This is a genomic window from Mycobacterium sp. IDR2000157661 (assembly GCF_022317005.1).
In the GTDB taxonomy this organism is placed as follows: Bacteria; Actinomycetota; Actinomycetes; order Mycobacteriales; family Mycobacteriaceae; genus Mycobacterium.
Genome location: NZ_CP081006.1, coordinates 2,831,020 through 2,854,709, shown reverse-complemented (window position 1 = coordinate 2,854,709; position 23,690 = coordinate 2,831,020). Strand labels below are relative to the sequence as shown.

The 23,690-nt window shown below is 68.1% G+C and carries 17 protein-coding genes; 10 read left to right on the top strand and 7 right to left on the bottom strand.

Annotation, left to right across the window (positions count from 1 at the left end):
- Positions 1 to 8: 8 nt before the first annotated feature.
- The 3 genes from K3G64_RS15095 to K3G64_RS15085 all read right to left on the bottom strand — a co-directional run bounded on the left by K3G64_RS15095 (position 9) and on the right by K3G64_RS15085 (position 3,702).
- Complete coding sequence (locus K3G64_RS15095; RefSeq protein ID WP_238885417.1) at positions 9 to 725, bottom strand: siderophore-interacting protein; 717 nt, start codon at positions 723 to 725, stop codon at positions 9 to 11.
- 65 nt (positions 726 to 790) lie between these two features.
- A complete protein-coding gene (locus K3G64_RS15090; protein ID WP_238885415.1) occupies positions 791 to 2,011 on the bottom strand; it encodes an acyltransferase family protein in 1,221 nt (406 codons plus the stop codon).
- Positions 2,008 to 3,702, bottom strand: coding sequence for a DEAD/DEAH box helicase (locus tag K3G64_RS15085; protein WP_238885413.1), 1,695 nt, complete (start codon positions 3,700 to 3,702; stop codon positions 2,008 to 2,010). Before K3G64_RS15085 ends, K3G64_RS15090 begins: the two co-directional genes overlap by 4 nt.
- 88 nt (positions 3,703 to 3,790) lie before the next feature.
- Here K3G64_RS15085 and K3G64_RS15080 point away from each other — a divergent pair, with 88 nt between their 5' ends.
- From K3G64_RS15080 to K3G64_RS15050, 7 genes are all read left to right on the top strand, one after another.
- A complete protein-coding gene (locus K3G64_RS15080) occupies positions 3,791 to 4,354 on the top strand; it encodes an LppP/LprE family lipoprotein (protein WP_238885411.1) in 564 nt (187 codons plus the stop codon).
- Positions 4,355 to 4,453: 99 nt separating this feature from the next.
- A complete protein-coding gene (locus tag K3G64_RS15075) occupies positions 4,454 to 5,335 on the top strand; it encodes a mechanosensitive ion channel family protein (protein ID WP_238885409.1) in 882 nt (293 codons plus the stop codon).
- Positions 5,336 to 5,392: 57 nt separating this feature from the next.
- Positions 5,393 to 8,794 (top strand): TM0106 family RecB-like putative nuclease, encoded by a 3,402-nt coding sequence (locus K3G64_RS15070; RefSeq protein ID WP_238885407.1) that lies wholly within the window; start codon positions 5,393 to 5,395, stop codon positions 8,792 to 8,794.
- Entirely contained in the window at positions 8,791 to 10,143 is a 1,353-nt protein-coding gene (locus K3G64_RS15065; protein WP_238885405.1) for an FAD-binding oxidoreductase, read from the top strand. Before K3G64_RS15070 ends, K3G64_RS15065 begins: the two co-directional genes overlap by 4 nt.
- 79 nt (positions 10,144 to 10,222) lie before the next feature.
- The gene (locus K3G64_RS15060; protein WP_238885403.1) at positions 10,223 to 10,801 is read left to right on the top strand and encodes a CBS domain-containing protein; all 579 of its coding nucleotides are present in this window, start codon (positions 10,223 to 10,225) and stop codon (positions 10,799 to 10,801) included.
- Positions 10,798 to 11,784 carry a TerC family protein gene (locus K3G64_RS15055; protein ID WP_238885401.1) on the top strand — a complete coding sequence of 329 codons (987 nt, stop codon included), beginning with the start codon at positions 10,798 to 10,800 and terminating at the stop codon, positions 11,782 to 11,784. Before K3G64_RS15060 ends, K3G64_RS15055 begins: the two co-directional genes overlap by 4 nt.
- A 64-nt stretch (positions 11,785 to 11,848) precedes the next feature.
- On the top strand, positions 11,849 to 12,214 hold the full coding sequence (locus K3G64_RS15050; protein ID WP_238885399.1) for a helix-turn-helix transcriptional regulator: 366 nt from the start codon (positions 11,849 to 11,851) through the stop codon (positions 12,212 to 12,214).
- 56 nt (positions 12,215 to 12,270) lie between these two features.
- On the opposite strand, the gene K3G64_RS15045 is transcribed toward K3G64_RS15050, so the two are convergent.
- The gene (locus tag K3G64_RS15045; protein WP_238885397.1) at positions 12,271 to 14,265 is read right to left on the bottom strand and encodes an MFS transporter; all 1,995 of its coding nucleotides are present in this window, start codon (positions 14,263 to 14,265) and stop codon (positions 12,271 to 12,273) included.
- An 86-nt stretch (positions 14,266 to 14,351) separates the two neighbouring features.
- A complete protein-coding gene (locus K3G64_RS15040) occupies positions 14,352 to 15,689 on the bottom strand; it encodes a multidrug effflux MFS transporter (protein WP_370646950.1) in 1,338 nt (445 codons plus the stop codon).
- A gap of 143 nt (positions 15,690 to 15,832) precedes the next feature.
- Between K3G64_RS15040 and K3G64_RS15035 the strand changes: the two genes are divergently transcribed.
- The 3 genes from K3G64_RS15035 to K3G64_RS15025 all read left to right on the top strand — a co-directional run bounded on the left by K3G64_RS15035 (position 15,833) and on the right by K3G64_RS15025 (position 21,596).
- Positions 15,833 to 16,606: a hypothetical protein gene (locus tag K3G64_RS15035; RefSeq protein ID WP_238885395.1), complete on the top strand. Its 774-nt coding sequence runs from the start codon at positions 15,833 to 15,835 to the stop codon at positions 16,604 to 16,606.
- A 240-nt stretch (positions 16,607 to 16,846) separates the two neighbouring features.
- Positions 16,847 to 20,632, top strand: coding sequence for a multifunctional oxoglutarate decarboxylase/oxoglutarate dehydrogenase thiamine pyrophosphate-binding subunit/dihydrolipoyllysine-residue succinyltransferase subunit (locus tag K3G64_RS15030; RefSeq protein WP_238950688.1), 3,786 nt, complete (start codon positions 16,847 to 16,849; stop codon positions 20,630 to 20,632).
- A gap of 133 nt (positions 20,633 to 20,765) precedes the next feature.
- Positions 20,766 to 21,596, top strand: coding sequence for an SDR family NAD(P)-dependent oxidoreductase (locus K3G64_RS15025; RefSeq protein ID WP_238885393.1), 831 nt, complete (start codon positions 20,766 to 20,768; stop codon positions 21,594 to 21,596).
- Positions 21,597 to 21,631: 35 nt separating this feature from the next.
- Here K3G64_RS15025 and K3G64_RS15020 read toward each other — a convergent pair whose 3' ends face one another.
- Positions 21,632 to 22,468: a glycine betaine ABC transporter substrate-binding protein gene (locus K3G64_RS15020; RefSeq protein ID WP_238885391.1), complete on the bottom strand. Its 837-nt coding sequence runs from the start codon at positions 22,466 to 22,468 to the stop codon at positions 21,632 to 21,634.
- 3 nt (positions 22,469 to 22,471) lie between these two features.
- Positions 22,472 to 23,641, bottom strand: a complete 1,170-nt coding sequence (locus K3G64_RS15015; RefSeq protein WP_238885389.1) for an NAD(P)-dependent malic enzyme — start codon at positions 23,639 to 23,641, stop codon at positions 22,472 to 22,474.
- Positions 23,642 to 23,690: the final 49 nt, after the last annotated feature.

Sequence of the window (23,690 nt, the reverse complement as noted above, 5' to 3'; positions counted from 1 at the left end):
CGGGCCGGTCAGGCCACCCAGTAAGCCTGCGCCTTGATCGACTTCTTGCCGATTTTGTAGTCCTCGCGCAAGACCTTGGCCACCGCCCGGGTGGTGCGGTTGTCGCAGGCCACCCACCCGAAGTGGTCGGAGGCGTCGAACGAGGCCGTCTTGACCGCCTCCACCAGCGCCTCGCCGGCGTTCTTGCGATCCACCCACGTGACATCGGTACTGCGCGCGACCGGCAACTGCTTGTCGTCGTCGTGGCCGGCCTCCAGAAAGACCTGTGCCGGCGCCTCGCCGATCGCGGACAGCAGCGAGTTGATCGCAGGCAACGAGGCGGTGTCGCCCACGATCACGTAGCCGGCGGGCGGGGGTTCGGGCAGACCGAAATTGCTGCCGAGCACGGTGACCTCGATGGTGTCACCGGGCTGCGCGCGCTGTGCCCAGTCCGAGGCGATTCCGTCGTGAAGGGCGAACTCGATGTCGACGGTGTCGTTCGTGGGATCGGGGTCGACCAGCGTGTAACCGCGTTGATGCAGCTTGTCTCCGTCGGCGAACCACATGCGGATCCACATCGTCGGGTGCAGCGGCCGGTCGGCCAGCATGCCCCCCGCGGTGAAGCTCAGCCGCGTGTAGTGCGGGCTGATCGTGCGCTTACCGGTCACGGTCAACTCGTTGTCGCCGGCGCGCAGAAGCTTGAGCACCGCCCCCTGAAAACCGCGCGTTGGTTTTTTGTCCGACATGACGCCCTTCGTGTCGCTGGTCCGGTTAGGTTAACCTAACTCGTCCCGGCGCGGTGGGTCCCAGGTCAGCCGGTCCGCACGCGGGTGAAGCGGTGCAGCAGCCACGCCAGGGGCACCGTCACGACGAGCGTGACGAGGAACAGCATCGTGATCGAGCCGGTGTAGATGGGGTAGCGCAGTATCTCCACCATCACCAACTCCATGGTGATCAGGTGGATCAGGAAGATCTCGTAGGAGATCTCGCCGAGGAACACCATCGGCCGACTGGCCAGCACGCGGGAGTAGAGGCCCTGCTGCCTGCCATCCGCCGACCCGGCACCTCTCAGTGCCAGCGGAGCGACCACCAGCGTGGCGATCACGGCGTAGAACAGCGCTTTGACCAGGGCATCTCGCAACTCCGACGGCGAGGTGGTGGGCTCACCGCCGATCGGCGTCGAGGCGATGAAGTAGCACACCACCGCCAGTGGGACACACGCCAGTGCGTAGGCCCGCACGCCCAGCGGCTGCAGGGCAGCCAGCATCATCCCGCCGACGAACCACGCCAGATACGACGGCAGCCACAGCCTCGCCCCGTCGGGCAGGAAGTCGGTGGTGTGCACCAGGATCAGCCAGGCCGGAGTGACGGCCGCCAGCCCGGTCAGCGCGGCCATCAGGAAACCGGGCCGCCACCGCCGTCGGCACAGCACCACCAGCAGCACATACGCCAGCGCCGGCAGCACCGCATAGAACGCCACCTCGACCGCGAGGCTCCACGTCTGGGTAAGGCCTTGGTGCAGGAACGAATACAGGTAGTCGTCGGTGTAGATCTGCGTCAGCGTCAGGTTGCGGATCAGCCCCTCCCAGGTGTGGCCGGGATTCGGGCCCGCGGTGCGGAAGTGGTAGACGAGATAGGCGGCCACGACGGTCACCGCGTAGGCGGGCATGATGCGACGCACCCGGTGCCAGGCGTACCGGCGCACCGACGGGGGCGGTGGACCCGCCGCGGGACCCGATTCGCGGCTCGCCGCGGGACCCGATTCGCGGCTCGCCGCGGAAGCCTTCACCCACGGCGCGAACAACAGGTATCCGCTGAGCACGAAGAAGATCGGCACTCCGATCTCCGCGCGGGAGTAGACCAGGCCCAGGTAACCCTGCGGGTACTTACCGGTGGTGTAGGCGGCGTGGGTGAGCACGACCAGCAGCGCCGCGACCGCCCTGATGCCGGTGAGCGAGGCGACCCGGCCCGGGGTGACCGACTCGAGCCCGCCGCCGGTGTCCACATCCCTGGACCGGTCCGACACCGTCACTTCGGCTTGTACTTCCCCCGATGCGGCTTGGGCCCGCGGTCGGGTTCGAGGTTGATGAGCTGACCCTGAATCCTGGTGTGCTCGAGGGCTTTCAGCGTCTTCTTGGGGAGCTTGGCAGGCAGCTCGACCAGGGAGTAGTCCAGCTTGATCGCGATGTGGCCGAAGTCGCTGCGGTGCAGGCCGCCCTCGTTGGCGATCGCACCGACGATGGCCCCGGGAGCGACCTTGTGCCGCTTGCCCACCGCGATGCGGTAGGTCGCGAGGTCAGCGCGCCGTTCCCGCGGCTTGCGCGGGGGGCGGTTCTCGCTGTCCCGCCCCTCCTTCTCCCGTCGCTCCCGGCGCTTCTCCGGCGGGGGTTCCGTCATCAGGAACTCCTCGCCGTCGCGGCTCTGCAGCGCCAGGGCCGCGGCGATGTCGGCCATCGGCACGTCGTGGTCGCGTTCGTAACCCTCGATCAGCGTGCGGAACAGGTCGATCTTGGGCGAGGCCAGCGCCGCGGTAATGGAGTCGCGGAACTTGGCCACCCGCTTCTCGTTGACATCCTCGACCGTCGGCAGTTCCGACTCGACCAGCTTCTGGCGCGTCACCCGTTCGATCGAGCTGAGCAGATGCCGTTCGCGCGGGGTCACGAACAACAGCGCGGTACCGGACCGGCCGGCGCGCCCGGTGCGCCCGATGCGGTGCACGTATGACTCCGGGTCGTGCGGGATGTCGTAGTTCAACACGTGCGAGATGCGCTCGACGTCGAGTCCCCGCGCCGCCACGTCGGTGGCGATCAGCAAGTCGATGGAGCCGTCCTTGAGCGCGTTGATGGTGCGCTCTCGCACCGCCTGCGGGATGTCGCCGTTGATGGCGGCCGCCGAGAAGCCCCGCGCCTTGAGGCGATCGGCCACCTCCTCGGTGGCCTGCTTGGTGCGGACGAACACGATCATCGCCTCGAACGGTTCGACCTCCAGCAGGCGGGTCAACGCGTCCATCTTGCGCGGACCGGCCACCTGGACGTAGCGCTGCGTGATGTTCTCGGCGGTCTGCGTCCTGGCCTTGACCGTCACCTCGACCGGGTCGTGCAGGTACTTGGTGGTGATCTTGCGAATCGCAGGCGGCATGGTCGCCGAGAAGAGGGCGACCTGCTTGTACTCGGGGGTGTCGGCGAGGATGCGCTCGACCTCTTCGGCGAAGCCCATCGTGAGCATCTCGTCCGCCTCGTCGAGAACCAGATAGTCGAGATGGGACAGGTCGAGGCTGCCCTTCTCCAGGTGGTCGATCACCCGCCCGGGCGTGCCCACCACGATCTGAGCGCCGCGTCGCAGGCCGGCCAACTGAGGGCCGTAGGAACTGCCGCCGTAGATCGGCAACGCGTTGACGTGCAGATGCGCGCCGTAACGGCTGAACGCCTCGGCCACCTGCAGGGCGAGTTCGCGGGTGGGCGCCAGCACCAGCGCCTGGGTGACGCGGCTGCCGACGTCGATCTTCGACAGGATCGGGATCGCGAAGGCCGCGGTCTTTCCGGTGCCGGTCTGGGCCAGGCCGACCACGTCGGAGCCCGCCATCATGGCCGGGATGGTGGCGGCCTGGATGGCCGACGGCGATTCGTAGCCGACGTCGGCGACGGCCCGCAGCACCGAGGGGTGAATCTGCAGGTCATCAAAGGTGATGTCGGCGCCGGTCGCGTCCGGCTCGGTGGACGTCATTGAGCACCGAGTCTAGTGCCCACCGACTGCCCGACCCGCCGCGCGGCGTGCAGGAGCGCGCGCACCGCGTTCGGTACGGTGCGCTGTTGTGAAGTGGGCGGTGGCGATCGGCAGCCTTGCCGGGTCCGCGGCGGTGTTCGTCGCCGGCTGTGGCGCGAGCGACTCGACGGTTTCCAAGACGCCGTCGGCGGCCCCCGCTGCTCCCCCGGCGGCGACCTCTGCGCCGGCACCGGCTCCGGTCATCGCGCCTCCCAGCGCGCAGGCATCGGTCGACCCGTGCGCAGTCGAGCTCAACGCACCCGAGATCGCCGAGGCCGTCGCGGCCTTGCCGAGGGACCCGCGCAGCGGCCAGGGCTGGTACCCGGTGCCGATCGCCGGCAACTTCAACGAGTGCGCACAGCTGTCGGTGGTCATCGTGCGGGCCAACACCAACGCCGAGAACCCCAACACTCGCGCCGTGATGTTCCACCTCGGCAAGTTCATCCCCACCGGCGTGCCGGACACCTACGGCTTCAACGGCGTCGACACGTCCGCCAGCACCGGCGACACGGTCGCGCTCCGCTACTCCAACGGCGTGCCGGGCCTGGACAGCGTCGTCAAGTTCCGCTGGAACGGCAACGGCGTCGAGCTGGTCGGGAACACGCCCGGCTGAGGCGATCAGCTAGCACAGCTCCGTTTATCGCATTCCGGTGCGGGTACGACGACTGTGTCAATAACCGTCGGGGACCGACTTTTTTCTGAGGAGCGGGTCGTGGAAGACGCATTGCGGGACATGTGGCGCACAGTCGCCACCATCGCCCCGAAACTGCTTGTGTTCATCCTCATTCTGATCATCGGATGGATCGTGGCCAAGCTCGTCGCGAAAGCCATCGACAAGGTGCTCGAACGGGTCGGCTTCGATCGGGCCGTGGAACGGGGCGGCATCCGAAAAGCGTTGGATAACAGCAAATATGACGCATCGACGATCGTCAGCAAGATCGTCTACTATGCCTTGCTGCTGTTCGTCCTGCAGTTGGCGTTCGGCGTCTTCGGACCCAACCCGGTCAGCAACCTGCTCTCCGGAGTGATCGCATTCCTGCCCAAGCTGTTCGTGGCGATCATCATCGTCGTGGTGGCCGCTGCGATCGCGGCCGCGGTGCGCGACATCGTGACCAACACGCTCAGCGGGCTCTCGTACGGCCGGACGCTGGCCAACATCGCGGCCATCGCGATCCTGGGCCTGGGCGTCATCGCCGCGCTGAACCAGGTGGGCATCGCGCTGACGGTCACGCTGCCGGTGCTGATCGCGATCCTCGGCACCATCGGCGGCATCCTCATCGTCGGAGTCGGGGGCGGGCTGATCAAGCCGATGCAGCAGCGCTGGGAGAACTACCTCAACCGGGCCGAAGAGGAGGGCCGCAAGATGCGCGAGCAGATGTCGGCCAACACCGGTGACGTGCCGACCGCCTATCAATCCGCAGGCTCTCCGTCGGGTGAACAGCTGCCGCCGGCCGGTCAAGTGCCGACCGCGGGCCACGGACCCTCCTCGGGACCGTACCCGCCGGCGCAGCAGGGTCCGCCTCCCACGGCGCCCTCGCCTCCCACGGCGCCCTATCCGCAGCAGCCGTACCCGCCCAATCGGCCGCAGGGCTGAGCGCCCACGGCGTTCAGCGCGCACAGTGGTGTCAGCGTCGTCACCTACAGTGACAGCGTGTTCGTCGCCGACACCGTGGTGGTCTACAGCGCCTCCGACCTGGCGGCCGCCGCCCGGTGCGAATACGCGTTGCTGCGCTCGTTCGACGCGAAATTGAACCGCGGACCGGCGGTCGCCGCCGACGACGAACTACTCGCGCGTACTGCCCAGCTCGGCGGTGAGCACGAGCAGCGCCATCTCGACGAACTCCGCGACCGCGAGGACGTCGCGATCATCGGCAGGCCCCCGTACACCGTCGAAGGCCTGACGGCGGCAGCCGAGCAGACCCGCCGTGCCGTCGAGCGGCGGGCGCCGGTGATCTACCAGGCCGCGATGTTCGACGGCCGGTTCGTCGGATTCGCCGACTTCCTGATCCTGGATGCCGACGGACGCTACCGGCTGCGCGACACCAAACTCGCCCGCTCCGTCAAGGTCGAGGCGCTGCTGCAGCTCGCCGCCTACGCCGACACGCTGACCTGTGCGGGCGTACCGGTCGCCGACGAGGTCGAACTCGTGCTGGGCGACAACGGCACCGCGCGGTACCGCGTCGACGAACTGCTGCCGGTCTACGCGCCGCGCCGCGCAGCCCTGCAGGATCTCCTCGACCGCCACCTGGTCGGGGGTTCACCGGTGTCGTGGGACGACGATGAGATCCGGGCGTGCTTCCGCTGCCCCGAGTGCACCGTCCAGGTCCGCGCACACGACGACCTGCTGCTGGTGGCCGGGATGCGGACCACCCAGCGTGCCCGGCTGATCGATGCGGGCATCACCACGGTCGCCGAACTGGCCGCGCACGACGGCCCGGTGGCCGAACTGCCGCCTCGAACCGTCGAGGCGCTGACTTCTCAGGCCCGCCTGCAGACCGCGCCGCGCGTCGACGGCAAGCCCCCGTACGTGGTCGCCGATGCCCAGCCGTTGATGGTGCTGCCCGAGCCGGACCGCGGTGATCTGTTCTTCGACTTCGAAGGTGACCCGCTGTGGACGGACGACGGCCGGGACTGGGGACTGGAGTATCTGTTCGGCGTGCTCGACACCGCCGATGAGTTCCATCCGCTGTGGGCGCACAACCGAACCGAAGAGCGGCAGGCCCTGCGCGACTTCCTGAAAATGGTTCGCACCCGCCGCAAGCGCTACCCGAACATGCACGTCTACCACTACGCCGCCTACGAGAAGACCGCGCTGCTGCGGCTCGCCGGGCGCTACGGGGTGGGCGAGGACGAGGTCGACGACTTGCTGCGCTGTGGCGTGCTTGTCGACCTGTACCCGTTGGTGCGCAAGAGCATTCGTGTCGGCACGGAGAACTACAGCCTCAAGTCACTCGAGCCGCTGTACATGGGCGGGCAGTTGCGCACCGGCGATGTCACCACAGCCACCGACAGCATCACGCAGTATGCGCGCTACTGCGAGTTGGCTGCTTCGGGGCGTGAGTACGACGCTACCGTCGTACTCAAGGAGATCGCGGACTACAACCGCTACGACTGCACGTCGACCCGCAAGCTGCGGGACTGGCTGATCTGCCGCGCGATCGACAGCGGCGTTCCCCCGGCGGGCGCACAACCGGTCATCGACGGCGCCGCCGCGACCGAGGACGACGGCCTCGCGCGCAAGCTGACCCGGTTCGTGGGCGACGAGTCCGCCGCACGTTCCACGGAACAGGTTGCCGTGGCGATGATCTCGGCCGCCCGCGGCTTCCACCGCCGTGAAGAGAAGCCGTTCTGGTGGGGCCACTTCGACCGGTTGAACAATCCGGTCGAGGAGTGGTCCGACAACACCGACGTCTTCCTCGCGGAGAAGTCCGTCGTCGAAGTCGACTGGCACACACCGCCGAAGGCACGCAGACCACAGCGGTGGGTGCGACTGTCGGGCACGCTCGCCGCCGGTGAACTCAGCCGGACCATGTACGCCCTCTACGAACCGCCGTCGCCGGCTGGCCTGAGCGACGACCCCGAGCGGCGGGCGTTCGGTTCGGTCACCGTGCTCGAGTGCGACGACCCGCCGACGAATGTGCTCATCGCCGAACGAGAACCAAAGCGGGGTGGTCCATTCGACCAGCGTCCGTTCGCGCTGACCCCCGGCCCCCCGATCCCCACCGGCCCCCTTCGCGACTCGATCGAGGCGACTGCCGAACAGATCGCCGCCGGTCTGCCCCGGATACCGGCCACCGCCGTCGTCGACATCCTGCTTCGGCGTCCGCCGCGGGCCCGCAGCGGTGCTCCGCTGCCGCGCGGTGCGGACACGGCTGAGGCGATCACCGCCGCACTGCTCGACCTGGACTCGTCGTACGTCGCCGTGCACGGACCGCCCGGCACCGGAAAGACGTTCACCGCGGCGGCCATCATCGCCGGTCTGGTCAATGAACAACGGTGGCGCATCGGGGTCGTCGCCCAGTCGCACGCCGTCGTGGAGAACCTCTTCCGTGAGGTCGTCGCCGCCGGCGTGGACCCCTCCCTGGTGGCCAAGAAGAAGCACGGCGCCGATGCCTGCTGGCAGGAGATCGACGAGAAGGATTACCCCGCGTTTATCGCCGGTGAGCACGGCTGCGTGATCGGCGGAACCGCCTGGGACTTCGCCAATCCAGTGCGCGTCCCGCGGGGCAGCCTGCACTTGCTGGTCATCGAGGAGGCCGGCCAGTACAGCCTGGCCAACACGATCGCGGTGTCCCCGGCCGCCGACAACCTCCTGCTGTTGGGCGATCCGCAACAGCTGCCGCAGGTCAGCCAGGGCACCCATCCCGAACCGGTGGACTGCTCGGCGCTCGGTTGGCTGGTCGACGGCCGACACACCCTGCCCGGCGAACTGGGCTACTTCCTCGACCGGTCGTTCCGCATGCATCCCGCCGTCTGCTCGGCGGTGTCACGGCTGTCCTACGACCGTCGCCTGCGGTCGGTCGCCGACGTAGCCGGGGCCCGCAGTCTCGAGGGGGAGCCGCCCGGGGTCCGGGTGCTCGCCGTCGAACACGACGGCAACGCGACGGACAGTCCCGAGGAGGCCGACGCCATCGTCGCCGAGATCGACCGGTTGCTCGGGGCGGCGTGGACCGATGAACGCGGCACTCGCCCGCTGGGGCCGCATGACGTACTGGTAGTCACCCCGTACAACGCGCAGGTGGTGCTGTTGCGTGAGCGCCTCGACGCGGCGGGCCTGTCCGATGTCCGCGCCGGGACGGTCGACAAGTTCCAGGGTCAACAGGCACCCGTGGTGTTCATCTCCATGACCGCGTCGTCGATCGACGATGTGCCTCGCGGAATTTCCTTCCTGCTCAACAGAAACCGGCTCAACGTCGCCGTGAGCCGGGCCAAGTATCTCAGCGTCGTCGTGCGCTCGCCGCTGCTCACCGAGTACCTGCCGGCCACCCCCGACCGCCTCACCGAATTGGGGGCGTTCCTGTCGCTCGCGGCGTGTGATACACCGGCGGAATGAGTCTGACTGCCCGGCTGGCCGGAATCGTCGGGAACGCCCATGTCAGCACCGATCCCGATGTGCTGAGCGGGCGCAGCGTCGACCACACGGGCCGCTACCGGGGCAGGGCCAGCGCGCTGGTGCGGCCGGGAACGGCCGAAGAGGTCGCCGACGTGCTCGTCGCCTGCCGTGGGGCGGGCGCGTACGTCACCGTCCAGGGCGGTCGGACGTCCCTGGTGGCGGGCACGGTGCCCGAGCACGACGACGTGCTGCTGTCCACCGAACGACTGCGCGAGATCGGCGAGGTCGACGTCGTGGAGCGCCGGATCAGCGTCGGCGCGGGTGTGACGCTGGCCGAGGTCCAGCGCGCCGCAGGCGCCACGGGCCTTCTGTTCGGCGTCGACCTGGCGGCGCGCGACACCGCGACCGTCGGCGGCATGGCGTCGACCAACGCCGGCGGCCTGCGCACCGTGCGCTACGGCAACATGGGCGAGCAGGTGAGCGGCATGGAGGTCGCGCTGCCGGACGGCGCGGTGGTGCGCCGGCACAGCCGGGTGCGACGCGACAACACCGGTTACGACCTGCCCTCCCTGCTGGTCGGCGCCGAGGGCACGCTTGGGGTCATCACCGGACTCGACCTGCGGCTGTATCCCGCGCCGTCGCACCGCACGACCGCGATCTGCGGGTTCGCCGATCTCGATGCGCTGATCGCGGCGGGCCGGGTGTTCCGGGATGTCGACGGCATCGCGGCCTTGGAGTTGATCGACGCGCGGGCCAGCGCGCTGACGGCCGAACAGGCCGGGGTGGCGGCACCGGTCGAGGGCGCGTGGCAGTTGCTGATCGAGTTGGCCGGTGACAGCGACCAGACCGAGCGACTGGCGGCGGTGATCGAACGCAGCGAGCTCGCAGGCGAGCCTGCGGTCGGTGTCGATCCGGCCACTCAACAGCGACTCTGGGCGGTGCGCGAGGCCATCGCCGAGGTGCTCGGCGTCTACGGGCCGCCGCTCAAGTTCGACGTCTCGCTGCCGCTGTCCTCGATCCGGCGGTTCGCCGCCGAGGCGACCGAACTCGTCGCCGCCCATGCGCCGCAGGCGATCCCCGTGCTGTTCGGTCACATCGGCGAGGGGAACCTGCATCTGAACCTGGTTCGGTGCACGCTGGATGGCAGCGCTGAGCGCGCACTGTTTGCGGCCATGATGGAGTTGATCGCCCGGCTTGGCGGCAATGTCAGTTCCGAACACGGCGTCGGCACCCGCAAGCGCGACTACCTCGCGATGTCGCGCACCGATGCCGACATCGCCGCGATGCGGGCCGTCAAGGCCGCGTTCGATCCCGGCGGCTACCTCAACCCCGCGGTGCTGTTCGCCTGATCCCGCTTCTTTTGACGAGATTTATTTCGTGCTTTACAATTCGTTAAAATGAACTCGTCTACAGAAGGATGCGCGTGCGATGTTGCCGGTGACCGAAGTCATGACCCGACCCGTGATCACGGTCCGGTGCGCCGCGGCCCTGCGCGCCGCTGCCGTACCCCTCGCTGAAGACGGGTACGCCGGGGTGCCGGTGGTCGACGACGACGGGCGGCTGGCCGGGATGCTGACCGTCGGCGACATACTGCGCGCCAGAGAGGCCGCCCTCGAGACTGCGGGCGCCGCGATGACCGCGCCCGCCGTCGCCGTCGAGCTCTCGACCGACCTCGACACCGTCGGTCGCCTGCTGCTTCAGCGCGGTGTACGCAGCGTGCCGGTGATCGATGACGAGAATCGGGTGGTCGGGATCGTCAGTCGCGGAGACATCCTGCGGCTCAACCTCACCAGCGACGACGCCATCGCCGTCGGGGTCCAGAAGCTTCTCGACAACTACACCGGCAGGCGGCGGTGGATCGCACAGGTGCGCGAGGGCAGCGTCACCGTGGCCGGCCGGTTCGACGACGAGTCCGAACGACGCATCGCCACCGCACTTGCGCGCATGGTCCCGGGCATTCGTGAGGTGCAGATCGGCGTCTCCCGCGACGGACGAGTCGCCGGATGACTGCCGACGCGGTGGTCGTTCCGCTGTGGGGCTGGTTGGCCCTCACCGTGTTCATCGGGGCGATGCTGGCTATCGACCTCTTTCTGCACCGCGACAACCACGTCATCGGATTTCGCGAGGCTGCGGTGTGGTCGACGATCTGGATCGCGACCGGCCTGCTCTTCGGCGTCGTCGTCTGGTGGGCCTACGGCGGCCAGGTCGCCGGCACCTACTACGCCGGATACCTGATCGAGAAAGCGCTGTCGGTCGACAACGTCTTCGTCTTCGCGCTCATCTTCACCTACTTCGCCGTTCCGGACCGCTACCAGCACAAGGTGCTCTTCTGGGGCGTCATCGGCGCGTTGCTGTTCCGGCTCGTGTTCATCTTCCTCGGCGCCGAACTGCTGAATACCTTCTTCTGGACGGCCTACCTCTTCGGGGCTTTCCTGATCTACACGGCCTACAAGATGGCGTTCAAGCACGACGACGACCTGGACCCGGAGCGAAACCTGTTGGTGCGGCTGGTGCGCCGACTGGTGCCGACCGATCCGCGCTACCACGGCGACCGGCTGTTCACCGTCGTCAACGGCAAGCGGGTGGCCACGTTGCTGTTCGTCGTGCTGGTGGCCGTGGAGGCGACCGACCTGATCTTCGCGATCGACTCGGTGGCCGCGGTGCTGGCCATCACGACCAGCACGTTCATCGTCTGGACCGCCAACGCCTTCGCGGTGCTCGGGTTGCGCAGCCTGTACTTCTGCCTGTCGGGGCTGCTGCGCCGCTTCTCCCATCTGCACTACGGCCTCGCGGTTCTGTTGGCGTTCGCCGGGGTCAAGCTGGTTCTGTCGGAGACGCCGGTCGGCAAACTGCCTATACCGCTGACACTCTCGGTGATCGTGGTGATCCTGACCGTGTCGATCGTGTGGAGCCTCGCAGCAACCCGCGGTAGAACGGACACCGGGGACCGCGACGCAGATGCGCGCCGAAAGTCGACGGTATCGGAATGACCTTTCGCCAATGGCCATTGGCGAAAGCCGATACGCGAATGAATGCGGTAACATCTTGGCCGCGATGGCTGCGACGAAGAAACCCACCAAGGCGGCGACGGCCCCCCGTAAACGGACCGCCGCGCCGCGCGGCACGCAGCGCGCGGACGGCCCCGCAGGCGTTCGCGGGTGGACCTTCCTCACCAATCACGCGCACGTGTTGCTCTGCCTGGCCCATGGCGGGTCGCTGACCGCTCGCGAACTGGGTATGCGGATCGGCATCACCGAACGCTCGGTCCAGGCGATACTGGCCGACCTCATTGAGGACGGCTACCTCAAGAAGTCCAAGGTCGGGCGGCGCAACAGCTACACCGTCAACCCGAAGGGCCGACTGCGTCACCCGCTGGAAGCTGCCCACACCGTGGGCGAGTTGATCGACGCGCTCACCTAAGCCGTCTGGCGCAACAGTCGGCCCGGCCCGGTGTCGGTACTTTCGTGTGCCCGGGGCTAGTCGTGCCACGGCAGTGAGTGCCTGCCACCCCGCGGCGCATCACCGGGATCGTCGTCGCGGACGTGCTTACCCCCGGAGTCGAACCAGAACTGCTTGGGCGCGGAGTCCTCGGAGCGGTGGCGAGACCGCCGCTCACGGCGGCCGTTGCCCCGGTGACTGCTCCGGTGACTGCCTTGGTGACTGGCTTGGTGACGCTTCGTTTCGGCCTGCCGGCTCATCTCGCTGTCGGCATGAAAACCCTTGTGCGGGTAGACGACCGGATCGGCCGCCGGCTTCGCCGGCGGTGCGGGGGGCGTATCGGCGAGAAGCTTCTCGAGGATGAGCTGCCACGAGTCGTCGGTGCCTTGCTCCGGCTCGGAGGCGGTCAGCGGTTCGGTCGCGGGCTCACGGTCGTCGGGCGGCGCATCACCCCAGTCGACGGTGTATTCGAGGTAGTCGTCATCGTCGTCGGCGAACTCGTCATCGGCGAACGCGTCGTCGCCGCCGTACTCGACCGCGGGTCCGGCGCCGAGGTCGGTGTGATCGTCGAACGCACGGTCCCTGCCGAAGCCGAGCAGGAACAGCGCCGCCACCACGCCGAACAGCGCGACGAACGCCGACAGCAGCAGTGCCTGCGACATGGCAGAGGCAAAGGGCGCGTACAGGATCGGCGGCAGCTGGGTCACCACCGTGTCGGCCTGGCCGGCGCCGGTCGCCCACGGCGGCATCTCGGCGTTCACCTGCCAGGTCAAGAATCCCGCCATGCTGGCGCTGCCCAGCACCGCCCCGACCTGTCGGGTGGTGTTGTAGACGCCGGACCCGGCTCCGGCCAGATGCAACGGCAGGTTGCGAGTGGCGGTCGCGGCCAGCGGCGACCAGATGAACGCCATGCCGATGCCGGTGAGCGTCAACGGCAGCAGCAGCCGCCAGATCGGCGTGTCGGGCGACATCTCGACGGTCAGCCAGGTCAGCGCCACGGCCAGCATCGAAAAGCCGAAACCGATGACCGGCCGCGGATGGGACCGGTCGACGATCCGCCCCACCACCGGTGCCAGCACCCCTGTCGCGATCGCCATCGGCGCGGTCAGCAGCGCCGCGCGCGTGGGCGACAGGCCGCACACCGCCTGCGCGTAGAACATGATCGGCACCATCATCCCGGTGACCACGAAGCCGACCGTCGCCACGCCGAGGTTCGACAACGTGAAGTCACGGTCGCGGAAGATCACCAGCGGGATCAGAGGTTCGTTGGGGTTCACGGCCTGCCAGTACAGGAACGCGGCGAGGAAGCCGGCGCCCAGCGCCATCAACCCCCACACCCAGTGCGCCCAGCCGTTCGACTGGCCCTCCTGCAGCGCGAAGACGATGAGGAACAAACCGATGGCCGACAGCAGCACACCGAGCACGTCGAAGCGCTGCTCGTGGGTCGGCAATACGGGCACCAGGCGCAGCGCCAACATCACGCCGAGCACGCCGATCGGCACGTTGACGAAGAAGATCCACTGCCATCCGAGCCCGTCGACCAATACCCCGCCGGCCAACGGTCCGACCAACGTCGCGACACCGGCCGTCGCACCCCACACGCTCATGGCCACGCCGCGGCGCTCGGCCGGGAAGATACGGGTGATCGTCGACAAGGTCTGCGGCGTCAACAGCGCCGCGCCGATGCCCTGCACGACGCGCGCGGCGATCAGCATGCCGATGGTGTCGGAGAACCCACACCACAGCGAGGCGGCGGTGAACACCGTCAACCCCACCAGGTAGAGGTATTTGGGGCCGAACCGGTCGCCGAGCCGGCCCGCCACCAGCAGTGGCACCGCATACGCCAAGAGGTAGGCACTGGTCACCCACAGCACGGCCTCGTAGCCGGCCCCGAGTTCCGCCATGATGACCGGATTGGCGACCGCCACGATCGTCGCGTCCACCAGGATCATGAAGAAGCCGACCATCATCGCCCACAGGGCATGCCACGGGTTGGTAGCGGCGGTCTGGCGGCGGATCAGGGTTGAAAGCATCTCGGGTCGACTCGTTGCTCGGCGATCCCATCGACGCTACGGAGCTTGACGTGGTCCCGACAAGTCGGGCCAACCGGGCGCAGTGGTCAGACCGGTTCGGCGACGACGTCATCGGTGACGTCGCCGGAGGCCTTGGATGAGGTGGAGTCGGCGCGGTCACCCGCCGAGACCCCGACGGCCCGGGCCCCGATGCGCAGCGTCAGGGACAACGCCGACAACGCGATCACCATACCGACCGTCATGACCAGCGCCAGCGCGAGCTCGGTGTTGCCGAGCGCGCCGACCAGTGGCGCGACCGCTGCACCGACACCGAACTGCGCCGCGCCCAGCAGGGCGGCCGCCGTGCCCGCCGCCTCGTTGTGCCGCGAGAGCGCCACGGCCGGGGCGTTCGGCAGGACGAAACCCATCGCCGCCAGGATGAGGAGCACTGGAATGAGGAAGCCGGCCAGGCCACCGACCTGAGTCAGCGACAGGGCGACGAACACCGCGCCGCCGAGACAGGCCGCCACCAGCGCCCACAGCGTGATCGTCTGCGGCGCGTAGCGGCGCAACAGCACCACGTTGAATTGCGTCGCGCCGATCAGCGCGATGGCGCCGGCGGCGAACACCAGCGCGAACACCTGCTGGTCCAGGCCGTAGTGGCCCTGCAGGACGAACGGCGCGCCCGAGATGTAGGCGAACAGCCCCGACATGCCCAGCGCAGCGACCAAGACCAGCACGATGAACCTCATGTCGCCCAGCAGTCCGACGTAGGTCGTGGCGATGCCGCGCACCTTCAACGGCCGTCGGTGCGCGACGGGCAGCGTCTCCGGCAGCGCGAGCGCAGCCACCACCAGCAACGCGCCTCCGATCACCACCAGCGCGGCGAACACCCAGTGCCAGGACGCCTTGAGCAACACCGCCGCACCCAGCGACGGAGCGACGATCGGAGCCACCCCGAGCACCAGCATCAGCCGCGACATCATGGTGGCCGCAGCGCTGCCGGTGAACAGGTCACCGACGACGGCGACGGCCACCACCATCGCGGCGGCGGCGCCCATGCCCTGCAGCCCGCGCGCGACGCCCAGCACCGCGATGTTCGGCGCGAACAGGCACAGCAGCGACGCCGGCATGTGCACGACGATCCCGACCATGAGCGGGCGGCGCCGACCCAGCGAGTCCGACAGCGGGCCGACGATCAACTGGCCGAGGGCCAGGCCGGCAAGCGTCCCGGTGAGCGTCAGTTGCGCCACCGACGACGACACCCCCAACTCGTCGGCGATCCCCGGCAGAGCGGGCAGGTACATGTCGATGGTCAGCGGACCCAACGCGACCATGACGCCGAGCACGAGGATCATCCGCATCCGGCCCGGCGCCTGGGGTGCCGGCGCCTCGGGCAGCGAGGTCCGGGCGGTCGTCAGGTCCACAGCCGGTGATGTTGCCACGGAACTGGTTAGCGCCGCTTCTCATTATTTTCTTCCCGGATCGGCCAACCGTGAGCGCGATCACTGCCGGGCACTCAGCGGTCGCCGCCGTTCGTTGCGTACGCGTTAGCCTGGACATCAGTCGTCGCGACGGGAGGCCGCCCATGAGTGCCTGGTCGAAGGCCAAGAACCAATTGCCTGCCGGTAAGGCGGCCGGCAGCGCTGCTGGACATGGTGCAGGCGAGGATCCCAGCGCTGCCGCGAAGGTTCTGACCCAGATCCTCGAGCGCAGCACGCGCGTGCAGGCACCGGCGGTCAAGGCCTATGTCGACCGCCTTCGCAAGCAGAATCCGGACGCGTCGCCGGCCGACATCGCCCGCAAACTCGAGGCGCGCTACCTGTCCGCGGTGATGGCCAGCGGCGCCGCCGTCGGGTCGGCGGCGGCGTTCCCGGGGATCGGGACGCTGACGGCGATGGCGTCGGTCGCCGGTGAAACGGTGGTCTTCCTGGAGGCGACGGCGGTCTACGTGCTAGCCCTCGCCGAGGTGTACGGAATCCCCGCCGAACATCGGGAGCGCCGCCGTGCCCTGGTGCTCGCGGTCCTTGTCGGCGAGGATGGCAAGCGCGCCGTCGCCGATCTGATCGGCCCGGGCCGCACCAAGGGCGCCTGGGTCGCCGACGGCGCGGCCACGCTGCCACTGCCCGCGGTGTCGCAACTCAACTCGCGACTGCTGAGGTACTTCGTCAAGCGCTACACCCTCAAGCGCGGCGCGATCGCCTTCGGCAAGATGCTGCCGGTCGGCATCGGCGCAGTCGTCGGCGGCGTGGGAAATCGCCTGATGGGCAAGCGCATCGTCGCCAACGCACGCGCTGCGTTCGGCAACCCGCCACAGCGGTGGCCGGCGACACTGCATGTGCTGCCTGCGCCGCGGGACTAGACGCCAAGCGCGTTCGGCGGACACACCGGCTGATATCACTATGACGATAAGTCGGGCCGCAGGGCCGTTGCCGTGGTCTGGCCGGTGCTTCGGGGCTAGCCTTTAGTCGGGCCAAATGCGGGTAACCGCAGAACAGAGCGAGCGTCTCGGACACGCTCGCGTGGAGCGAAGGAATCGAGGCGAGTACCTACCGTGAGCTCACCTTCACCATTCGGACAGAACGAGTGGTTGGTCGAGGAGATGTATCGCAAGTTCCGCGAGGATCCCTCGTCGGTAGATCCCAGTTGGCATGAATTCCTGGTCGACTACTCCCCGGAACCGACCTCCGAACGCCAATCCGGCAGCGGCAACGGACAGCGGACGTCCGCACCCGTGAGCCCGCCGGAACCCGCACCCGCTCCGGCGCCTGGCCAGAGCAACGGCGCAACGTCGGCGAAGCCGGCCAAGGCCCAGGAGTCAAAGACCGAATCCAAGTCGGAATCACAATCGAAGACGGAGTCGAAGGCCGAGTCGAAGAAGCCCGAATCGAAGCCCGCGCAGTCGAAGTCCAAGGCGGAGTCCAAGCCGGCGGAGTCGAAATCGGCCGAGTCCGGCAAGTCCAAGTCTTCCGCGGCCAAGCAATCGTCCGACGGCCAGGAGATGCAGGTGCTGCGCGGAGCGGCCGCGGCCGTCGCCAAGAACATGTCGGCGTCGCTGGAGGTGCCGACCGCGACCAGTGTCCGCGCCGTGCCCGCCAAGCTGATGATCGACAACCGCATCGTCATCAACAACCATCTCAAGCGCACCCGCGGCGGGAAGATCTCGTTCACCCACCTCATCGGCTATGCCCTGGTGCAGGCGGTCAAGAAGTTCCCGAACATGAACCGCCACTTCGCCGAGAACGACGGCAAGCCCACCGCGGTGACACCCGAGCACGTCAACCTCGGGCTGGCCATCGACCTCGCCGGTAAGGACGGCAACAGACAGCTCGTCGTCGCGGGCATCAAGGCGACCGAGAACATGCGCTTCGGCCAGTTCATCGCCGCCTACGAGGACATCGTCCGGCGTGCCAGGGACGGCAAATTGACCGCCGATGACTTCGGCGGCGTCACCATCTCGCTGACGAATCCCGGCACCATCGGCACGGTGCACTCGGTGCCCCGGCTGATGCGCGGCCAGGGCGCGATCATCGGCGTCGGTGCCATGGAATACCCCGCCGAGTTCCAGGGTGCGAGCGAGGAGCGCATCGCCGATCTGGGCGTCGGCAAGCTGGTGACGCTGACGTCGACCTATGACCACCGCATCATCCAGGGCGCCGAATCCGGCGACTTCCTGCGCACGGTGCACCAGCTGCTGCTCGACGACGAGTTCTTCGACGAGATCTTCCGTGAGCTCGGAATCCCCTACGAGCCGGTGCGGTGGCGCACGGACAACCCGGACACCATCGAGGACAAGAACGCCCGGGTGATCGAGCTGATCGCGGCGTACCGCAACCGCGGGCACCTGATGGCGGATATCGACCCGCTGCGGCTGGACAAGAACCGGTTCCGCAGCCACCCCGATCTCGACGTGCTGTCCCACGGCCTGACGCTGTGGGACCTCGACCGGGAATTCAAGGTCAACGGTTTCGCCGGCGCACAGCACAAGAAGCTGCGCGATGTGCTGGGCCTGTTGCGCGACTCGTACTGCCGCCACGTCGGCGTGGAATACACCCACATCCTCGAGCCCGAGCAGCAGCAGTGGCTGCAGGACCGCATCGAGGTCAAGCACGAGAAGCCGACGGTCGCCGAGCAGAAGTACATCCTGAGCAAGCTCAACGCGGCCGAGGCGTTCGAAACGTTCCTGCAGACCAAATACGTCGGGCAGAAGCGATTCTCGCTGGAGGGCGCCGAGACGGTCATCCCCGCCATGGACGCGGTCATCGACCAGTGCGCCGAACATGCGCTCGACGAGGTGGTCATCGGGATGCCGCACCGCGGCCGGCTCAATGTGCTGGCCAACATCGTCGGCAAACCGTACTCGCAGATCTTCAGCGAGTTCGAGGGCAACCTGAACCCGTCGCAGGCACACGGGTCCGGCGACGTGAAGTACCACCTCGGCGCCGGCGGAAACTACATCCAGATGTTCGGCGACAACGACATTCAGGTGTCCCTGGTGGCCAACCCGTCCCACCTCGAGGCCGTCGACCCGGTGCTGGAGGGCCTGGTCCGCGCCAAGCAAGACCTACTCGAAGACGGCATCGACGACAGCGAGCATTCAGCCGGCTTCACGGTCGTACCGCTGATGCTGCACGGCGACGCCGCATTCGCCGGCCAGGGCGTGGTGGCCGAGACGCTGAACTTGGCGCTGCTGCGCGGCTACCGCACCGGCGGGACGATCCACATCATCGTCAACAACCAGATCGGCTTCACCACGTCGCCGAACGACGCCAAGTCCTCGGAGTACTGCACCGACGTCGCCAAGATGGTCGGCGCGCCGATCTTCCACGTCAACGGCGACGACCCCGAGGCGGCGGCCTGGGTGTCGCGGCTCGCTGTGGACTTCCGGCAGGAGTTCAAGAAGGACGTCGTCATCGACATGATCTGCTACCGCCGCCGCGGGCACAACGAGGGCGACGACCCGTCGATGACCCAGCCGTCGATGTACGACGCGATCGACCTCAAGCGGGGCGTCCGCAAGAGCTACACCGAGGCGCTGATCGGCCGCGGCGACATCTCGATGAAAGAAGCCGAGGACGCGCTGCGCGACTACCAGGGCCAGCTGGAGCAGGTGTTCAACGAGGTACGCGAACTCGAGAAACACGAAATCGAGCCGAGCAGTTCGGTGGAATCCGACCAGATGGTCCCCGCCGGGATGAACACCGCGGTCGACAAGGCGCTGCTGGCGCGCATCGGCGACGCGCATCTGGCCATGCCGGACGGGTTCGAGGTGCACCCGCGTGTCAAACCGGGGCTGGAGAAGCGCCGGGAGATGGCCTACGAGGGCAAGGTCGACTGGGCGTTCGCCGAGCTGCTGGCCCTCGGCACGTTGATCGCCGAGGGCAAGACGGTCCGGCTGTCCGGTCAGGACACCCGCCGCGGCACCTTCTCGCAACGGCACTCGGTGGTCATCGACCGCAAGACCGGTCGGGAGTTCACCCCGCTGCAGTTGCTGACGATGAACGAAGACGGCACACCGACCGGCGGCAAGTTCATGGTCTACGACTCGCCACTGTCCGAATTCGCCGCGGTCGGCTTCGAGTACGGATACTCGGTCGGCAACCCCGAGGCGCTGGTGTTGTGGGAGGCGCAGTTCGGGGACTTCATCAACGGCGCACAGTCGATCATCGACGAGTTCATCAGTTCCGGTGAGGCCAAGTGGGGCCAACTCTCCGACGTCGTGCTGCTGCTGCCGCACGGCCACGAGGGCCAGGGCCCGGACCACACGTCGGGCCGCATCGAACGGTTCCTGCTGCTGTGGGCCGAGGGTTCCATGACCATCGCGGTGCCGTCGACTCCGGCCAACTACTTCCATCTGCTGCGCCGCCATGCGCTCGACGGCATTCACCGGCCGCTGATCGTGTTCACGCCGAAGTCGATGCTGCGCAACAAGGCCGCGGTCAGTGACATCCGCGAGTTCACCGAGATGAAGTTCCGCTCGGTGATCGAGGAGCCGACCTACACCGACGGCGACGGTGATCGGAGCAAGGCGAAGCGCATGTTGTTGACCAGCGGCAAGCTCTACTACGAGTTGGCCGCCCGCAAGAACAAGGAATCGCGCGAGGACATCGCCATCGTGCGCATCGAGCAACTCGCCCCGCTGCCGCGGCGCCGGCTGGCCGAGACGCTCGACCAGTACCCGAACGTCGAACAGTACTTCTGGGTGCAGGAGGAGCCGGCGAACCAGGGCGCATGGCCGACGTTCGGGCTCACGCTGCCCGAAGTGCTGCCGGAGAAGCTGACCGGCATCACGCGCATCTCACGGCGGGCGATGTCGGCGCCGTCGTCGGGTTCGTCGAAGGTGCACGCCGTCGAACAGCAGGAGATCCTCGACGAGGCCTTCGCCTGATAGGCCGTTCAGCGTCTAAGGGTCGAAGTCCAACGAGTCGAACGGCCCGCGCCATCTACGTGGGATCAACCCGTCAGTGGGCGGACTGGCGGTACCGGTTAGCCTCTTGACGGGAACGAGCGAGGGAGTGGTCATGCAGGGTTTCGCCGGGAAGGTCGCCGTCGTCACGGGCGCCGGGTCGGGCATCGGACAGGCGCTGGCCATCGAGCTGGCCAAGTCGGGGGCCAGCGTGGCGATCAGCGACGTCAACACCGAGGGTCTCGCCGAAACCGAGCAGCGGCTCAAGGCGATCGGAGCGCCGGTGAAGGCGGACCGGCTGGACGTCACCGAGCGCGAGGCCTTCGAGTCGTACGCCGATGCGGTGGTTGAGCACTTCGGCAAAGTCAACCAGGTCTACAACAACGCGGGCATCGCCTACGTCGGTGATGTCGAGATCACGCCGTTCAAGGACATCGAACGCGTGATGGACGTCGACTTCTGGGGGGTCGTGAACGGCACCAAGGTGTTCCTGCCACATCTGATCGCCTCCGGCGACGGCCACGTGGTCAACGTCTCGAGCGTGTTCGGTCTGTTCTCGGTGCCCGGGCAGTCGGCCTACAACTCGGCAAAGTTCGCGGTGCGCGGGTTCACCGAGGCGCTACGTCAGGAGATGCACGCCGCCGGTCACCCGGTCAAGGTGACGACGGTGCATCCCGGCGGCATCAAGACCGCGATCATGCGTCATGCCACGGCCGCCGAGGGCGTCGACAAGGAAGGGCTGACCCAGACCTTCGACAAGAAGCTCGCCAACACGTCACCGGAGCAGGCGGCCAGGATCATCCTCGACGGTGTGCGCAAGAACAAGGCCCGCGTGCTAGTCGGCACGGATGCCAAGGTGCTCGACATCATCGTCCGCCTCACCGGTTCGGGCTATCAGCGGCTGTTCTCGACGATGGTCGCGAAGCTGGTGCCCAACGCGCACTGAGTTGTGAGCGCACCCCGCGGGTTGCGGGCGAGAGATCAGTCGCCGAGGGGGTGTTCGGCCAGGAACGCGTCGGCGACCCGGTGTGGGTCGGCGCCGTCGGCGACCTTCGCCCGCATCTCGGCCAGTGCCGCGGTGTCGAGCACCCCGGCCACCTCGTTGAGCGCCAGCACCTGTGACTCGTTGAGTTCGTTGCGCCGGTAGAGCGGCACCAGGTTCTCGGCGCGGATCAACGAGGTCCGGTCCGACAGCATCACCAGCTCGGGTGGCACGCCCGGCGCGGCAGTCGTCGTCCACGCCGCGTTGAACCTGCCGGCCCGCACGGCGGCGAACATGGCTGCAGCGCTGGGCAGTTCGGCGACCGCAGGCTCGCACAGGCCGATCGCCTCGGGCCGCGGTGCACCCTCGGTGTGCACCACTCGCAGGTCGTCGCAGTTGCGGACGGCCGCGGTGACGTCACGGCCGCCCCACGCCTCCACGGTCGCCTCGGTGACGGCCAACGCCGGCTTGTCCTCCGCCGAGGTGGTGTAGTCGCCCGCGGCTATGCCCTCGGGCAGCGACGAGACCAACTCGCGGTACACCTGGGCCGCCGACCGTGCGGTCGCGTCGGGATCGAACCTGTGCAGCAACCGGCCGGTCAACCCGGGCACGACGTGAGCCTCCCGGGAGTCGAGCCGGATCAGCGGATCGTCGAACGTCTCGACGTGAGCGGGGTTACCGTAGGACCGCAGCGCGGCCGCATAGATGTGGGCGATCAGCGTCGACGCGGGATCGGGTGCCGTGCCGACGACAAGGGACGGCGGACTCGCCGGTCCCCCGCACCCGGCGATGATCGCCACGAGCACCGCGACGATCGCCAGCGTGCGCCGGCTCACCACTTAGCCGCCTGACACGTCGGCAGATGCACTGGCGACCGCCTGCGCCACCGCGGGCGCCACCCGCGGGTCCAACACACTGGGCACGATGCGCTCGGCCGATAAGTCGTCGCCGACCACGGAGAAGATCGCCTCGGCCGCAGCCACTTTCATCCGCTCGGTGATGCGGTGCGCACCCGCGTCGAGCGCACCGCGGAAGACACCGGGGAACGCCAGCACATTGTTGATCTGGTTCGGGAAGTCGCTGCGGCCGGTGGCGACGACGGCGGCGTACTTACCCGCCTCGTCGGGATGGATCTCCGGATCCGGATTCGACAGCGCGAACACGATCGCGTTCGGCGCCATCGAGGCGACGAGGTCGGTGGGCACGACGCCCGCGGACAGCCCGAGGAACACGTCGGCGCCGTCGAGCGCCTCGGCCAGGCCACCGGTCAGTGCGTTCGGGTTGGTCAGCGCGGCCAGCTCGGCCTTGTACGCGTTGAGGTCACCGCGGCCCTTGTGCACGATGCCTTGCGAGTCCAGCAGCGTGATGTCGGTGACGCCGGCGGCGAGCAGGATCTTCGCGCACGCGACGCCGGCCGCACCCGCCCCTGACACCACCACGCGCAGCGACGCCATCTCGCGGTCGACCACCCGCGCGGCGCCCATCAGCGCCGCCAGCACGACGATCGCGGTGCCGTGCTGGTCGTCGTGCATGACGGGGCAGTCGAGCGCCTCGATCAGGCGGCGCTCGATATCGAAGCACCGCGGCGCCGAGATGTCCTCGAGGTTGACCGCGCCAAACGTCGGGCGCAGCCGCACCAGGGTGTCGACGATCTCGTCGGGGTCCTTCGTGTCGAGCACGATCGGGATCGAGTCCAGCCCGGCGAACGCCTTGAACAGCGCGCTCTTGCCCTCCATCACCGGCAGCGACGCCCCCGGGCCGATGTCGCCGAGACCCAGCACGGCGCTGCCGTCGCTGACGACGGCGACCATCCGGCCTGCCCAGGTGTAGCGCGCGGCCAGCGTGTGGTCGGCTGCGATCGCGCGGCTCACCTGGGCCACGCCCGGGGTGTAGGCGATCGACAGCGCGCGTTCGGTGTCGAGGGGCGCGTTCAACGCGACGGAGAGCTTGCCGCCCACATGGGCAGCGAAAATCTCTTCGTCGTCGACGACGATGGGGGTTCTGGTCACTGGAAGGTCTTCAACCGCTTGCGACACGGCGCTCAGGTTAGCGACGAAC